14 protein-coding genes are annotated in these 17,199 nt (G+C 36.7%); 4 read left to right on the top strand and 10 right to left on the bottom strand.

The features are described from left to right. Positions 1-13: 13 nt before the first annotated feature. From D9782_RS00930 to D9782_RS00940, 3 genes are all read right to left on the bottom strand, one after another. On the bottom strand, positions 14-1,624 hold the full coding sequence (locus D9782_RS00930; protein ID WP_034679343.1) for an extracellular solute-binding protein: 1,611 nt from the start codon (positions 1,622-1,624) through the stop codon (positions 14-16). Positions 1,625-1,714: 90 nt separating this feature from the next. Next, positions 1,715-2,614 (bottom strand): carbohydrate ABC transporter permease, encoded by a 900-nt coding sequence (locus tag D9782_RS00935; protein WP_026682085.1) that lies wholly within the window; start codon positions 2,612-2,614, stop codon positions 1,715-1,717. Positions 2,615-2,642: 28 nt separating this feature from the next. Then, positions 2,643-3,578, bottom strand: coding sequence for an ABC transporter permease (locus D9782_RS00940; RefSeq protein ID WP_121605787.1), 936 nt, complete (start codon positions 3,576-3,578; stop codon positions 2,643-2,645). A 414-nt stretch (positions 3,579-3,992) separates the two neighbouring features. Between D9782_RS00940 and D9782_RS23865 the strand changes: the two genes are divergently transcribed. Beyond that, entirely contained in the window at positions 3,993-4,838 is an 846-nt protein-coding gene (locus D9782_RS23865; RefSeq protein WP_051388368.1) for a lytic polysaccharide monooxygenase, read from the top strand. A gap of 246 nt (positions 4,839-5,084) precedes the next feature. Continuing rightward, entirely contained in the window at positions 5,085-5,738 is a 654-nt protein-coding gene (locus tag D9782_RS00950; protein ID WP_026682087.1) for a hypothetical protein, read from the top strand. Positions 5,739-6,212: 474 nt separating this feature from the next. Here the strand turns inward: D9782_RS00950 and D9782_RS00955 are convergent, their stop codons facing one another. From D9782_RS00955 to D9782_RS00975, 5 genes are all read right to left on the bottom strand, one after another. Continuing rightward, positions 6,213-7,247 (bottom strand): lactonase family protein, encoded by a 1,035-nt coding sequence (locus D9782_RS00955; RefSeq protein WP_121603836.1) that lies wholly within the window; start codon positions 7,245-7,247, stop codon positions 6,213-6,215. Positions 7,248-7,267: 20 nt separating this feature from the next. Next, positions 7,268-9,166 carry a beta-N-acetylhexosaminidase gene (locus D9782_RS00960; RefSeq protein ID WP_121603837.1) on the bottom strand — a complete coding sequence of 633 codons (1,899 nt, stop codon included), beginning with the start codon at positions 9,164-9,166 and terminating at the stop codon, positions 7,268-7,270. A 98-nt stretch (positions 9,167-9,264) separates the two neighbouring features. Continuing rightward, complete coding sequence (locus D9782_RS00965) at positions 9,265-10,146, bottom strand: carbohydrate ABC transporter permease (protein ID WP_026682089.1); 882 nt, start codon at positions 10,144-10,146, stop codon at positions 9,265-9,267. 70 nt (positions 10,147-10,216) lie between these two features. Then, positions 10,217-11,083 carry a carbohydrate ABC transporter permease gene (locus D9782_RS00970; RefSeq protein ID WP_026682090.1) on the bottom strand — a complete coding sequence of 289 codons (867 nt, stop codon included), beginning with the start codon at positions 11,081-11,083 and terminating at the stop codon, positions 10,217-10,219. 324 nt (positions 11,084-11,407) lie between these two features. Further along, on the bottom strand, positions 11,408-12,688 hold the full coding sequence (locus D9782_RS00975) for an ABC transporter substrate-binding protein (RefSeq protein WP_051388370.1): 1,281 nt from the start codon (positions 12,686-12,688) through the stop codon (positions 11,408-11,410). A 904-nt stretch (positions 12,689-13,592) separates the two neighbouring features. Between D9782_RS00975 and D9782_RS00980 the strand changes: the two genes are divergently transcribed. Continuing rightward, positions 13,593-14,318 (top strand): GntR family transcriptional regulator, encoded by a 726-nt coding sequence (locus D9782_RS00980; protein WP_121603838.1) that lies wholly within the window; start codon positions 13,593-13,595, stop codon positions 14,316-14,318. 421 nt (positions 14,319-14,739) lie between these two features. Then, the gene (locus tag D9782_RS00985) at positions 14,740-15,141 is read left to right on the top strand and encodes a secondary thiamine-phosphate synthase enzyme YjbQ (protein WP_121603839.1); all 402 of its coding nucleotides are present in this window, start codon (positions 14,740-14,742) and stop codon (positions 15,139-15,141) included. 93 nt (positions 15,142-15,234) lie between these two features. Here D9782_RS00985 and D9782_RS00990 read toward each other — a convergent pair whose 3' ends face one another. Beyond that, positions 15,235-15,429: an alpha/beta-type small acid-soluble spore protein gene (locus D9782_RS00990; protein ID WP_026682321.1), complete on the bottom strand. Its 195-nt coding sequence runs from the start codon at positions 15,427-15,429 to the stop codon at positions 15,235-15,237. A gap of 199 nt (positions 15,430-15,628) precedes the next feature. Further along, positions 15,629-16,807, bottom strand: a complete 1,179-nt coding sequence (locus D9782_RS00995) for a pyridoxal phosphate-dependent aminotransferase (protein WP_026682320.1) — start codon at positions 16,805-16,807, stop codon at positions 15,629-15,631. Between the last annotated feature and the right edge of the window lie 392 nt (positions 16,808-17,199).

Here is a 17,199-nt window from a genome sequence, read left to right on the forward strand (position 1 = left end):
GCTACATAATATGTTATTTGCCTAGTGTTTCTAAGTTTTTTTGCCATTCCTTAGTCTTGTATGCTAGTAAATCAGCATAACCTACGCTTTGTGCACTCTTCTCTGCCTCTTCCAATATCTTGATAACTTCTTCATCACTTTTCGCATTTAGTGCTTCCGCTCTTGCCACTTCAGCAATTTCCCCAACACTTTGTTGAATCTGGCCCTCGGTGGTTTCCGGTAATGGATCAATTCCTAAATAAGCAGTTGCATCATATTGTGTTTTCCACGTAATTTCATTTTGCCAATGCGTCGTCCAATTACGATCTTCCTGAGGTAATGTCTCTGTAAACTTAGCTTTTGCGGTGTCTAGAAAATTTGAATTTCCATTCCATTGGAAGTTTAATGTATCTTCTTCTATTTTCCCAGCACCTTCTGGGTCACTTACATACTTTTCTGTAAATTGAGGGTATCCTTCTTCATCAAAACCATCCCAGTACTTTCCTTCTGGTCCAAAAATAAGCACTGATTGCCCTTCTGGTCCTGTTAACCAATCCAAAAACGCAAATACTGCTTCTGGATCTTCAGCACTTTTCGTAATGACACTTACATTCCATCCCATCATGTCATAAGCCCCCGGATAGATATTATCTTTGTTCAACCCCGCTTTTGCGATCGGCCAAACCATAAAATAGCCATCATCCGAGTCTTCTTCCTGTAAATTGTAATGACCAGGCCGCGCTAAATCCGTAGGACTAGCAGATGCATATACAGCAACTCTACCACTCGATACTTTCTCTGTAACCATGTCGCGATCCTGTGTTAATGCATCTTGTGTAATAAGTCCTTCCCGATAAAGCTTACTGGCGTATTGTAGTGATTCGACATATTCCTCATTCGTAAAAATAGATGTTAGCTTATCTCCCTCAGGAACAGCATTTATTCTAATATTAGCTGGAGACTGATTTTCTGCAAATGCTGAATATAAAACATTAATTCCCTGTCCTTCTACATCCGTTTCGAATGGTGTTATATTTGGATAATTTTCTTTTACTTGCTTTAAATAATTATATAAATCTTCTGTCGTTTCAAGAGGTGGCGAGCCTAGTTCTTCATAAATCCCTTTATTAACTACATAACCCGCATTACCAAATGGTTTTGCATTATACCAATTTGGATATTGATATAATTTTCCATCTTCAGAACGAAGCATGTTGATACCAGATTCTCCGAACCACTCTTGCAAATTTGTATATTTATCTAAGTAAGGATCGAGTGGAACCAGAGCTCCTCCTTTACGTAATCGTTCTACATCTGTTCCTTTATCCAACCATATAAAATCTGGAAGGTCATTACTTGCTATCATCGTACTAAGTCGCTGTGCCGCATTTCCCCCACCATCAATCGCAGTTATATCCACCTTTTTATTTTCTTTAATCCATTTTGTCGCTACATCTTCTCCCCAGGGTGGCATCGTATACCAATCATAATTACCAAACATCGTAATTTCCAATGGTTCTTCACCTAACTTAAATAATTCATCGTTTCCGTGTTTTTCTTTCCCTCCTGTATCGGCTTCGACATTAGATTCTTTGTCTTTACAGCCCGATATAATGATAGGTACAAAGCATAATACCATTATCATAATCCAAATTTTTCTTGATGATATCACTTTTTCATCCTCCTTATTTACAAAAATTTATCTTCAAAGCAAATGCTTTAAATAAGATGTTCCCTATTCCTTTAATGACCCTATCAAAACACCTTTAACGAAATACTTTTGCACAAATGGATAAACCATGATAATCGGTAAAGTAGCTACCATCATTACTGCCATTGACAAGGATTTACCTGTTACCGTGTTAGCTGCCTTACCCATATGTGCAGCTGCACCTGCATCTATTTGACTCATTTGCGAACTAACAGTATTTGAATTTAATACTTTTTGTAATAACGTTTGAATTGGAATCAAATTCTCTGACGTAATATAGATACTCGGAAAAAACCAATCATTCCAATGAAAAACTGCCGTAAATAAGGACAAAGTAGCAATTACAGGCCCAGATAAAGGCAGTACGATGCGGAAGAATATTCCCCAATATCCAGCTCCATCTATTTTCGCAGATTCCTCTAAACCCTTCGGTAACTGTTGAAAAAAGGTCCTAAAGATAATCATATTCCAAACTAATATTAATGATGGAATAATCATTACCCAAAACGAATCCATAAGACCAATGCCTCTCACTAGTAAAAATGTTGGTATTAAACCACCGCTAAAAAACATCGTTACAATACAAAAAACCATAAAATATTTTCTTCCTACTAGTTCCTTTTTGGAAAGTCCATAAGCTAGCATAGCTGTTGCAAGCACAGATAATATCGTACCAACAACAGTTCTAGCCACAGAGATCATAAACGCATTCACCAACCGTTTATCCTGAAAGACAATTTCATAATTATCTAAAGTAAAATCACGAGGCCAAAAAGTTACTCCTCCTAGCATAGTGTCCTGACCATTATTGAAAGAAATAACTAATGAATTCCAAAATGGATAAAACGTCACAAAAGCTAGTAATGTTAAAAAAATATATATCATTATTACCATAAAACGATCACCAAACGTTAATTTCAACATGCTGTATGCTCCCACTTTCCACTTGCGCTTACCATAGACTGTTACCACTCTTACGTGCAAGTTGATTTGCTAATGTTAATAATCCAACACTAATTACAGCTTTAAATAATCCTATTGCAGCAGCATAGGAATAGAGACCATCACTAATTCCAACCCGATATACATATGTATCAATAACATCAGATACTTCTCGTAAGACGGGATTCGAACCTAGTAGCAATAAATCTTCAAATCCAGCATTTAATAGGTTACCTATTTCTAAAATAAAGAAGATTACAATTACTGGCATAATGGATGGTATCGTTATTAAGAAAATCTGCTTCCATTTGCTAGCTCCATCTAAGGAAGCAGCCTCATATAATTGCTGATCAACTCCAGCAATTGCAGCTAAATAGACAATGGAAGCGAAGCCAATGGACTTCCATAAATTAGTGCTTATAATGATTGTCCAAAAATACTCTGGGATAGATAGAAAGTTGATTGGTTTATCAATGAGGTTTATTTTTTCTAGTGCCATGTTTAAACTTCCATTATCTGTTGCTAATATAGAAGTAGCGAACCCAGCAACAATAACCCATGATAAGAAGTGTGGAAGGTAGGTGATGGTTTGTACTGCCCGCTTAAACATCATATGTCTTACTTCATTTAACATTAATGCTAGAATAATTGGTGCAGGGAAACAGATAAGTATTTTAAGAACACTGAGAACGATAGTATTTCTCATGATTTCCAGAAAACGCGGATCCTCAAAAAAGCGTTCAAAATGCTTAAATCCTACCCATTCACTGCCAGCCATTCCTTCAAAGATATTATAATCTTGAAAAGCCATTAACACTCCATACATCGGAATATAATTAAAAATAAAGATAAACAATAGCCCCGGAATAACCATCATTTGCAGATCAAATTGCCTAAAGTATCGAGTTACAAGGCGCTGGTTTCCTTTAAATTGCCTCCTATGCATACTCTCAGCTCGCACGTAGAACATCCCCCCTAATTCAAGAAAGCGCTATCATTTGATAAGATGACTATACCAGTATTTTTAAATATTTTCAATATTTTTTTTATTATTTCTTTTAAAAATATAACAACTATAATACAAATCCATTTACTAAAAGTTGGTATATAATCACTATTTTATATAATTTTTTTACATAAGCAGGGTATAATTTACTAATTATCGGTTAATTCTTAATTTTCTGTTGATATTTATTTGTAGTGATGTATAATCTATATTAGCGAAAAGTTATAACAATTGTATAAAGGAAGGGGGAGTAGTACTGCTTTATTAAGTTACAGTTGTCTATACCTTTCAAAGCAATATTCATTCCAAATTCCCAATATACTTTTCGCATAAACCAGTTTTAGGAGGAGTATAATGAATTCGCTCACATTTATTCCGAAATCGATTAAGCTTACATTTGGGGCATTCGTTATGTTAATTTGCTCCATTGCATTTGCCAGCTCTGTCTCTGCTCATGGATATGTAAACAATCCAGAAAGCAGAAATTTATTATGCGCAGACGGAGCCAATTACGATTGTGGAGCAATTATCTATGAACCACAAAGCCTTGAAGCACCTGGGAATTTTCCAGAAGGAGGACCACCTGACGGAAAAATTGCTAGTGCAAACATTTTTTATGAGCTAGATGCGCAAACAGAGGATCGATGGGCAAAGGTTCCTATGACGAGCGGTCCATTTACTTTTGAGTGGACGTTAACAGCAGCACATGCAACAGATAAGTGGGATTACTATATTACGAAAGAAGGTTGGGACCCAAATGACCCTTTAGAGCGTTCTGACTTTGAGCTATTCTGTTCTATTAATGATAATGGAGAACGCCCGCCATTTACCGTTAATCATGATTGTGTAATTCCAGATCGCACTGGATATCATGTTATTTTAGCCTATTGGGAAGTGGCCGACACAGCAAATGCTTTTTATAATGTAATTGATGCAAATTTTGACGGGGATTATGTTGAACCAGGTGACCCAAATAATCCTGATCCGGGTGATATTCCAGCTTGGGATCCTAATACTGCTTATTTAGGTGGTGATCAAGTTACCTATAACGGTGCTATTTACGAGGCGAAGTGGTGGACACGTGGTGAAACACCTGGTGAAGCTGGAGTTTGGAAGCTAGTTAGTCAAGGTACTGCATCAACTAACAACAACAGCAATTTTCTCCCTTATTTCTATTCATTAGGAACAATTTTAAAATAGGATAAGAACTGAAAATAGGCTCTTCTTCATGGAAGGAGGGTCTTTTCAAGACAGATGAATGTTGCTTTTAGTTATCTGGAGACAATTTCCTTGCTTAGTACGAGTGAGGGAAGTCCCAGATAAACTGACATTCATCATTTTCCTAAGTATGTGAAGAAATAAAGAAAATAAACGATGTTACAATGATTGAAATAATATCACAGGAGCAACTAGCACAGCAATCTATTAAAAAAAGGATCGTTGCTTATGAATAACAAGAAACAAGATCCAACACGAGAAACAGTTAGCGAACGTATGGAAAACTTTCTGTATCATTATAAATACCACACCATATTTTCTGTATTCTTACTCCTTCTTATAAGTTCATTAGGCTACACTATTATAGAAAAGCAGATTGCCAAATCGAATGCAGCAGATCAACTACCAGCAGATATAGACATCATGTTCTTTGGAAGCTATCAAGAAGAGAACCTTTCTCCCCTAAAGCACGAAATTCAACATATATTCCCTAATTGGGAAAGCATACATATTAACCTAGTGCAAACACCAAAGGAAGTAAATTCAGCAGAAGACATGGCAAACTTCCAAAAAGGTCAGATTGCAATCGAAGCAAATAAACCAGATATTTACATATTTGACCTCAATTACTTTCATCGTTTTGTAGAAGATGGACCGTTTCTTTCTCTAGATCAATTAGAGCTTTCAGCATCTGCCCAACTATTATTTTATCAAAAGGAGAATGATACGAAAGAACACCCATATGGCATAGATGTAACCAACCATTCATTGTTCACCAATTTAGCCATTCAAAAAAACACCAAAATTGCAGTAATACGTAAGGATGCTCAGAACAGTAAAAATGCCAAAGCTTTCATTAAGCAATTAGATAAGATAAAGTGAAGTTTCCATCCGTGGTGGGTTTTGTTACTCCCACGGATGGTTAGTACCACAAGGGTATGACCTAAAGGCCCTGAAACCAATCGGACATTTACTGGCAGTGGATACCACCTCTTATCCATATTGCTTTCACTTTATTCCTTGAGGTACGGGATTACTGCCAGTTATGCGGTATAGAGTAGGAATAATTTGTGAATCCAAGGCCGCATTCGTCTAAGTGCATCATGGTAGCAATGTTAGCTGAGCCAAGAGATCACCGTCAATTAGAAAGTATAGGTTTTAATATTATTTGTCTCGCTATCTCTCAATCTCTTCATTTATGCTAAATCATGCTCTAAAGCTATGCAAATTACATGATTCCATTTAACTTTGTCTAACAAAGCACTTACGAAGAGCTACTATCCAGAGGGTAACCCGTATCCTCGGATAGTAGCTCGAAGTTTTTATATCCTCTTCTCTTTTCTTTAAGTTCGCATCTTAAATAGTAGGTAAAGCTTTCAAACAAACTGGTGATTTAATCGGATACTCAATTCCTGTATACGTTGGAATTCCATCTCTCCCGATCTTCATAAGTACGATTGTATTAGAATGCTCATTTGCTACCAAGAGCAAATTTTCATTCGGTATCAATGTAAAATTACGAGGCCATTCACCTATTGAGAATACACAGATAGCATCTGTTAATAATCCGTTACTATCTATTTTACAAATACCAATACTGTGATGACCGCGATTAGAAACATATAAATAGGACATATCATGAGAAATGTGAATATCTGCAGCATAATTAACACCTTCAAAGCTTTTCGGAATCGTCCGAACTTCTTGGATAAGCTCTAGCTTAGTAATGGAAGCATCATATTGATAGACCGCAACTTTTGAATTAAATTCATTGACAACATATATTTTCCGATGACTGTCCGCAATCGCTATATGTCTCGGCCCTGATTTAGCATTGGCTTTTAAATCATATAGTAGTATCAGTTTACCTTGCTGTTCATTAAATTCATAGAGATAGAGCCTATCTAGACCTAAATCCGTTACAACATATTTCTTCGACTTCGGAATAGACATAATGGTATGCGGATGGGAACCTTGCTTATAGACTACTTTATCCGTTAAAAGACCCAGCGAGCCATCTTTTAATACCTGATGTACAGTAGTAGTTCCTTCACCATAATTCACGGTTAATAAATGCGTTTCGTCTGTACTCAATGTTACATAACACGGACCATTTCCAGCTGTTTTCTGTCTGCTTTGTTCGGTTAGCTTATGATCAGCTTCATTTATACGATACGAAACCACTTCACCATCCTCTACTTCACTGCAAGCATATACTACATCTTGCGTGCTATTTACAGTAAGGTAGGAAGGATTCCTTATCCCTTTAACAGCTGACAAATATCTTAAATTTAGATTACTTGTTTGCAGGGATAGTACGTGTAAGGAATGATCATGTTCAGTGCCATAAGTACCTACATATACGTGATAAGCTCGAGAACTAGTTTCCATATGTATCCCTCCTTCTATCCTTAAATTGGCAGTACGTGAAAGAATACATTAGGTGATGCCATCCGATAATAATAACTTGACCATCCTAAGCCTGTAGAGTTTTCAATGTCATGATAATACAATCTTTTTTGTTCCAATTCGTCAATAAAATCGATTTCTCCACTTACATACTCATTAATTCGATAAATAGCAGTTTCCAGCCTTGACTTTAAGCCACCGTAGCGAATATCAATTACTTCCCAGCCAAACGGCTTATGCATATGTAGCCATTGTTTACGATGGGCCAAACGTAACACCTCTGCTTTATCTATTATTTCAGGAAGTACCTGATCTGCAATATGCTTTAATTCTTTGTTATCCCCTCTATCATAGGCTGCTTTTAATTGTACACCGATCGTTGCTTTCACACTCAACAATTCAGCCAACTTTTCTGGGACATCAAAAATATAATCCAACGCATTATTTCCATCTCTTGATACACGTATCTTGTTTGCTAATGCTTTGTAGTGGGAATATAAATCAAGTCCTTCCACATGTTTATCAAATAAACCCAATAATACATCTTGCCATAGTAAAAATTTTGATGGATTCGTTTGTTCCTTATTATTTGGATCTACACCAGGTATGGCATCAAGCTCATTTAATAGTAGGTAAGTCTCTGCATCAATACCGGTGCAAAACTTCACCCGATCATGAAGCTTGCTTCTATCCAACGTTCGTGCATACGCATGCTCAGCATATAATTGTAACCCTAACATTGCTGAAAAATAATTATTTTCATAACCGTCATCTCCCCATAGCGTTACAAATACGTCTTGAATACCCTCTTGTTTACAAGCCTGTAATGCCGCATCACTTGCCCCAAGAGACAAGCCATAATTTGTGGCAAATGTATTCCAAACCCATATTCCACCTGCAAAGGCAGGCTTCCTTCCGAATGCTTTGTGCTTTTTCATCATTGCCAGATATTCTTCCTTCTTCGTATGTGCATAATCCCAATACATGAGGGTAACATTCTTCGGTGTTGCTTCAATTATTTCATCAGGAATTTCAGCCATTAAATCATAATGGGCATCCCCCGTTTTAGAGGCAAGCTTCATGAACATATCACTCCACATCATTGGCATCAGTCCATTTTCGTCCACAATTTCAAGCACTCTATTCAGGTGACTAGTCATTAATTCCAATCTATCTTTATGTCCGAATTTATTTAGATACACGCCTCTCCCAAGTTCTTCTGCTTCATCCATACCAATATGAATTCGCTTACTTCGGAAAGGCTTCGTTACTGACTCTATCATGTCTCTAACAAATGTATAGGTAGCTTCACTTTCAACTAACAGTACACCGCGCGTATCCTTTAATCCACTTGCATCACTCCATTTTAAAAATTCCTCTAAATGAGCAAGTGTTTGAATACATGGTATAAGCTCAATACCAAATTGATGGGCATAATCATCCAGCTGGTTTAATTGATCTAGAGAATACCTTCCCCTCATATAACCGAAATATGGTTGGCTTTCAATTTCATATACATCCTCCATGTATAGCATTGCAGAATTAAAGCCCATTAGTGCTAGCTTACGAAGCATATCCTCAAATCGTTCTGGTTTCATTACTGCGTTTCGTGATAGGTCAAACATTGGACCAATAGTTTCAAACTGTGCATCCTCTTCAATATGGAATGTTTTTGACCGAGCATAGTTCTCTAACAACAAGCCTAATCCTCTGAAGAAAGCCGCTTTCTTATCATAGACAATTTCCCCTTGACCATTCTTTAATGAAACTGACAACCCTTTATCAGCTTGTTTAATTAAAATAGGGATACCATCTTCTGCTAATTCAAAATTCAAATCTGATTGTAATTCTTTTATTGCAGATAACAGATTATTTGTAGCGCCTTTCAGCATTAGCTTCATAACTAATTCCTCCAATTTCCATTATAGAATATGCTAACATCTAAATTTATAACTTAGTTAGAGATTATATGTGCCAAAGTGTCCGTGTAATCCTACGTTTATCCTTTTACTGCACCTGAGGTTGCACCTTTTTCAATTGTTTTTTGTGCAAATAAGTAAAAGATAATGACTGGGACTACTGTCATAGCTATAGCAGCTGTCATTAATCCATAATCTGTCCCATACTGAGAGCTAACATGTGATAGCAATACAACAATTGGCCGAACATGTTCTTGTTCAACTAATACAAGAGATGTGAACAAATCATTGTATGACCATAAAAAGACGAAGGTCCCTACTGTACCAAATATCGGGAGCGAAACAGGTAAGAACACTTTCGTAAACATCTTCCAGCGACTGCAACCATCCATTAATGAAGCTTCTTCTAATTCTTTAGGTATGGTAGCCATATAGCCACTAATGACCAAGATAGCAAACGGAAGATTTCCTGCTGTTTGCGGAATAATCAATGCCAAGTGCGTATTAACAAGCTCTAAATCTATCATCATCCGATAAACGGGCACGATAGTTGCAAATGCTGGAATTAATAGACTCATAACTAATATCGTCTGTAATGCCCCGCGTAACCGGAAGCTTAATCGAGCCATTACGAAGGCTGCTAATCCACCAAAGAATAATACAAAAAAAACAACTGAACCAGACATAATAAAACTATTCAGATAACTTCTACCGATATCTATTGTATCAAATGCATTGATATAATTCTGCAATGTTGGATCAGTTGGTAGTTTAAATGTATCTGTAATGATTTCTCTTGATGGTTTAAAGGAGTTTAAAAATACCCAGACTAGTGGGAAGATGGTTGAAATCGACCATATAATAAGAATGGTGTATATAAAAAGTTTTCCATACTTCGATTTTGAAAAGAATCGACCTTGAAATTTTTCCCAAAATGTAAGTCTATTAACTTCTGTACGCAAATCTTTTCACCTCTTTTTCTAATTAATAAGGTTCAAAAAATCATTGCTAATTTATACCTGTTAAGCATCTTTAATATGTTACTTCATCTTTATTACCCAAAAGCTTGTTTGTTAAAAATGCTAGAGAAAGCCCAATTACGACCATCAGCACCGCTAATGTTGCTCCGTAACCAATCGCACCATCATTAAAGGCTTTTTGATACATATATGTACCCAGTACCTCGGAGGATCTTGCTGGTCCTCCTCTTGTAATAATATAAACTAGTTCAAATATCTTCAGAGCACCTGTAATCGCTAGTACTAGACATGTTTTTAAGTCACTGACGATAAGTGGAATCGTTAATTTGGTCATTCGTTGAAAACCTGTTATACCTTCCAGCTTCGCTGCTTCGTAGTAATCATCTGGAATTTTTTCAATTGCTGTTAATATGATTAAAAAGTAAAACCCTACATAACTCCAAATTGTAGGAATAGCAACCATATAAAGCGAAGATTGTTCTGTAAGCCAAAGCACTCTATCAAACCCTAATCTCACTAATATTTCATTAAGTAATCCATTTCGATGATTATAAATTAATGTGAATAGTAGCCCGATAGCAGCACCAGAAATAACGATTGGAAAGAAGAAGGTTGTACGAAAGAAACGAACACCGTGTTTTATGGAGTCAACCATTACAGCTAATACCAAAGCAATACCTACCTGGAAAACAGCTACATACAGCATTAATTCTAATGAATTTAACGTTGCACCAATTGCAATCTCATCTTCAAAAAGTCTTTTGTAGTTATCCCAACCGATAAATTTAGAATTAAAAAAACCATCGGTGTTATAAAAACTTTGAACAATATTTTCAAAAAAAGGATAATACAAAAAGATTGCTGAAATTAAAAAAGCAGGTGCTAAAAAAAGAAATATAACTAATCTATCACCCTTCATAATAAACCCCTTTTTGATTTTATTTGCAGGAGGAGGCTGAGACAAATGTGTTTTTTATTCACATAATAATAAGAACGATTTCACCTGAATCAATTCGGATTATTTGTTTACTTGAAACAGGTTCTATCATGGCTCCAGCAAAATACTGCGCTTCGTATCAAAATTCGGCTTTTGGGTTAACTATTTTTGCTTCGCCCCAGACCCTCTTCCTGGCCATTTGAAATATACTCCCTTTCCACAGACAGCGCTTTCTTTATCGTCAGTATATATCCACTTACTACTGGAACTAAACAGTTGCTGCTTCTATTCAAACATTTTGATTATTTACTCTAGAGCAGCAGCCTCCTCCAGAACGTGTTTACCTGTTTTCTCACCGCTAACAATTTGTGGTACACTTGTACGAATATGCGTAAATGCTTCAGGTAAAATCCTATCATTAATTGGTGAAGCAACTGCATTCGCCTCCTCTACCATTTTATGACCTGCAGCGATATTTTCTGGTAGATCTGTTAATGCTCCCTTCGCAGGAACCTGTCCAGTAGCTTCTGCAATTCGTACAATATTTTCCTCAGATGTTAAGAAGTTAAAAAGCTCAACAACTGCATCACGCTTTTTATCATCTTCATAAGCCTTGGTACTGATGAACCATCCCTGTGAAGCACCACCTACAACATCACCAGTAGAGCCTCCATCACCATATACCGGCATTGGTAATACAGCTATATTTTCAGCAATCTCCTCAGGCATTGCCCCCCAAGCCCATGATCCTTCGAAAAGCATCGCAGCTTGTTCCTGATGAAATAGGCTGGCAGCGATGGATAAGTCAATTGTACCTGCGTCCTCTGGGAACGCTCCCATTTCAGCATGTTCCCCAATCTTATCCAAGCCTTCTGCCCATGCAACATTTTGATCAGCCAAGCTCGCGTTATAATTTTCAATTCCACCTGCTGCTAGTGCATAATGTTCAACTACATAATAAGAATCTTCGGTAGATGCGGCTACTGGAATAATATCTGTCTCTGCAAATTTCTTAATTGCCTCTTCATATTTCTCCCATGTGGTTGGTAGTTCAACACCATGTTCCTCAAATAACTTCTTATTTACAAATAATCCTTCATAAAATCCAGTTTGTGGTGCAGCGTAAATATTCCCATCTTCACGACGTTGCTGTTCTAGCATGGAATCATAATTTGAAAGATCAACACCTTCAGCCTCTTCCAAATTCACTACTTTACCAGCTTCAATAATTCCTTCAGCATCTACTGTATTAAAATAAAACATAAGATCTGGTTCATTATTTGACGTAAAATCAGTATTTACTTTAGTACGTATCGTTCCTGCATCAGCAGATTGCGATTCATTAATAATCGAAACATGCTCATTATCAGCTTTAAACTCTTCTAAAAGCTTCTCGAATACTTCTCCTGCTGGATCGGTACCTGCCATTGTAGTAACAACTCTTAATTCAACATCTTCCTCTGCGTTGGCTTCTTTACCGTTTGATTCCCCTGATGAATCAGTATTTTCATCACCGGTACAAGCAGCAAGAAGTAGTACGCAGATTGACATAACAAATAGTAAAAAACAAATACTCCTTTTTTCCAACATGATTTCCCCCTTGTTTTGTTATTACAAATAATACAACTAAAGTAACATTTAGTTGTCTATACCGATAGTACCAGTTTTCTGAAAAATGTCAATATTTATAAAGTGGAATTTCAATTAGTTGAGAGTCTTATTTATCTTCTACGGATGGTTAGTACCACGAGGGTATGGCCTAAGGCCCTGAAACCAATCGGACATTTACTGGCAGTCCACCCCACACTTATCCAGATTGCTTTCTCTTTATTGCTTGAAGCGAGGGGCTTACTGCCAGTTATATGCGGGATAAAAAAATAATCGTTATCATCTATTCAAATAAGTTTGTTATATCATTTTACTAGCACCATTTATCATGATCAGCTTAATTACCAGCTCAATACCTAATCAAAACAACTAACTGCTTTATGTAAAGCGAACTCTTGAAAGCCGATGCAAAATTGGTTCCGTACAATTTTTAGTTTTGCAGTAACTATTACCCATGATAAAGGACTCCAATGAATAGTAATCGTCAACTGAATTTATGATTTTCCGTAAAAATGAGTGCAGAAATTCCGTATATATGAAGAAATTTTGCCTCCATTGACTTGATTCACTACGTCCTAAATTATTTATATAGGTACATATACCAATATATTTTTATAAACGCTTTAATTATTTATAATTTTCTATTAAAAACAACAACTTCGCTAGACAACTATATAATTGGGTGCTATTCTAAAAATATATGCCTAAAAAGCTAAGTAACATTACCCATCTAAAGAAACATGAAAAATAACTTCCGTTAAAAGAGCGTCCAATATAGCTCGCTTAGGACACTCTCCAAAATGGAGGAAAACCCTAATAAAACCATACTTGTTTACATATATTCAATATTAAATGTAAATATAGATTTCAAGGAGATCTTAAAATGATTAATAAAAACTCCCCCATCCCGATCTATCATCAGTTGGAGGAATATATTAAGCAACAAATTGAAAATAATGATTTAAAACCAGGTGATGTACTACCGTCCGAACGTGAATTTGCTGAAACATATAATATTAGTCGAATGACAGTAAGACAGGCCATTACTAATCTCGTAAATGATCAGCTTCTTTATCGAATTAAAGGTAAGGGCACTTTTGTCATGGGTCCAAAATTTGAACAAAAGCTTCATGGCCTTACGAGTTTTACGGAGGAAATGCGAGCAAGAGGCATGCAAACGAGCAGTAAGCTTCTTCATTTTGAAATTGTTCCTGCCGACAATGAACTTGCATCACAGTTGAATATTCCGGAATATGCACCTGTCTATGAAATCAAACGAATTCGGCTAGCTGAAGATATTCCGATGGCATTAGAGCGTACCTATATCCCAGCAAATTTAGTAATGGGTATTACGGAAGATATTGTTCAGCATTCACTATATCAGTATATTGAGAATAACTTACAATTAAAAATCACGGACGGTTTTCAAGTCATCGAAGCAGCTATTGCCACAGAGGAGGAAGTAACGCATTTACAAATAGAAAAAAACGCACCTATTCTTTTAATGCAACGAACGACTAATTTAGAGAACAAGCATACATTAGAAGTTGTGAAGTCCTCTTACCGTGCAGATCGATACAAATTTATGATTGATCTCGTTAGACATTAGTTTTATAGAGGAACAGACAAAGCGTTCTTCCTTTTCGAGGAGTCTACGTAGAGTAGTCTTTTGTTCATCTTCAGAAGGGGCTGTTCTATATCGACCACTAAATTCTTTCTAATAAGGCATGACTGCGACGGATTTTATACAGATATTTTTTATAGTCTAGGAACTCAAATAAAATTTGCCCATGTGGATAATTATGGGCGTATTGAGCCGCGTCCAGCTCCAGCACCCAGATACGATGCGAATTCACGAATCGCCCTATGATAAGTCATCATCGGCTCGCAAGCTCACCGTGATTCCTTTATCTCCGTTGACTCGCTCCGGTCACTACGTTTCTAATCGGGTGCTTCCGCTTTTTTTATTTCATTTTCCTCTTCTATTCACGTAATAATACTTATAAACAAGAAGGAAAGGATGATGTATCATGAATACAATATTTTCTATTACTTCCAAAAAACATTCGGAGATGATCGATATTACTGCCCAATTAAAAAGCTGGGTTGGTGAAAATAATATAAGAGATGGAATTTTAGTTGTACAGTCCATGCATACAACAGCCGGAATTACAGTAAATGAAAATGCAGACCCAGATGTGAAGTCGGATATGCTAATGCGCTTGGATGAAATTTATCCATGGAATCACGTTCAAGATAAACATGTTGAAGGAAATACTGCTGCTCATTTAAAAACAAGTACTTTAGGGCACGCACAAACACTAATTATTGAAAATGGAGACCTTGTCCTTGGTACATGGCAAGGAGTTTATTTTTGTGAATTTGATGGTCCTCGCCAAAGAAGATTACATGCAAAGGTAATCTCCTGCTGAATAGGACACTTATGACTTATAATTAAGGAGTACCATAAGAAAACCAAAGCTGAAAAAGGAGGACCTTAAAAGTGTCCTCCTTTTTTCATATAACTACTTTCGATTAGCGAGATCTTGTTCAGCGATTTTTATCATTCGCTTCACCATTTCGCCCCCTACGGATCCATTCTCACGTGCAGTTGTGTCAGCTCCAAGCTCAACATGCTGCTCATTTGCGATTTCATATTTCAACGCATCCACCGCATTTTGTGCACTTGGTACTACTAGCTTATTACGATTTTCTGCCATTGGAATTCACTCCTAGGGAAAGTAGTAGAACAGTATAAGACTGTTCTCTCTTACTATGTGATTTTTTTAGGAAATTACACATTTTTTAACTTTTCCCATACCTCCGTTCGTTTTACTACTTTTTTAAGGTTCTACTTTGCCGTCATCTCCCATTGCTTAACAAAGCTCAATAATTATAAATTGGCTCTGTTTGTCAATCCTACTTTGTAAATAGTTTGAGTTTACCAATTCTCTCCACGGCTTCTACCAGACGTTGCTCAGTTACAAGCAATCCAACCCGAATATAACCTTCTCCTCTATTTCCAAAACCGTTCCCTGGAGCTACCGCAACATGCGCCTCTTCTAACAAGAGATCGGCAAAAGACTCGGATGTAAAGCCCTCTGGAACGGGTAACCAGGCGAAAAAGGTTCCTTTCGAAGGTTCTACCCTCCAACCAATCTCTTGGAGTTTGCTTACAAAGACATTTCGACGATGTTCATACGTTTTGACAAGCTTGACTACTGCAGACTGATCTCCAAGCAATGCTTCTTCAGCAGCTTTCTGTATTGCACCAAATATACTGACATACAAATGATCTTGAATGAGATTAAGACCTTCGACAACAGAATGATTTCCAACAGCAAAGCCTACTCGCCATCCTGCCATGTTATACGTCTTTGACAAGGTATACACTTCTATGCCAACATCCTTTGCTCCTTTAGATTGCAGGAAGCTTTGAGGCTTTTTCCCATCAAATCCCATTGCTCCATAGGCAAAATCGTGAACAACACATGTATGGTATCTTTTTGCAACAGCAACTGTTTCATCAAAAAACGCTTTGCTAGCGAGTGCTGCCGTTGGGTTATTCGGATAATTTAAAAACATCAGCTTTGCCTGTTCCCATTTCCTCCTGCAAATTTTAGAATAATCCGGTAGAAAATGGTTCTCTACTAGTAATGGCATTAACGCTATCTTTGCATCAGCTAATGCTATACCTGACATATAATCTGGATAACCTGGATCTGGTAGTAAAGCTAAATCACCAGGATTAAGTAGACATTGGCTTATTTCTACTAGACCAGCTTTAGCCCCAAACAAAATAGCTACTTCAGTATTTGGGTCAAGGTTTATATTATATTCACGTCTATAATATTGGGAAATAGCTTCTTTTAGAAAAAATTGGCCTCTAAATGGTGAATATTGATGATACAAAGGATTTTCAGCTGCCTCTTGTAATTCCTTGACAACATGAATAGGAGTAGGTAAATCTGGGTTTCCTTGACCTAGATTAATTACATCATGACCTTGTTCTGTTAACCGCTCAACCTTCTGCACAAGATGGGCAAAGAATTGACGCGGCAACCGTTTTAATGTATTTGAATAAGTAAAGCTTTGCACGTTCTTCATCCCCTCAGCATGAACATACTATTTTATACATGTTAGCTATTGTACGAAGAATTGTAAAGATCTTTCAAAATAGATTGACAACTAGAATAAAAAAGTAAGAAAATATGTTTTAAACTCTTTGTATTGTCAGGAAAGGTTATCGTTGGAGAAAACTAATCTTGTTCATACATATAATTCCTAAATGAGCAGCAATTGGAGGCTAGTAGCATGGGAGAATTTCTTACCATATTAAGAGATATCATTTTACCCATTTTCATCCTTATGACCATTGGCTTCTTTTTGAGAAAAAATTTAATCTCGATTTGCAAACATTAGCAAAGCTTAAATCTATTTAGTACCTAGCTCACGGATATTGTTTTAACCGATGACAAATTACAATTAGT

The sequence above is a fragment of the Virgibacillus sp. Bac332 genome, assembly GCF_003667785.1.
In the GTDB taxonomy this organism is placed as follows: Bacteria; Bacillota; Bacilli; order Bacillales; family Amphibacillaceae; genus Virgibacillus; species Virgibacillus salarius.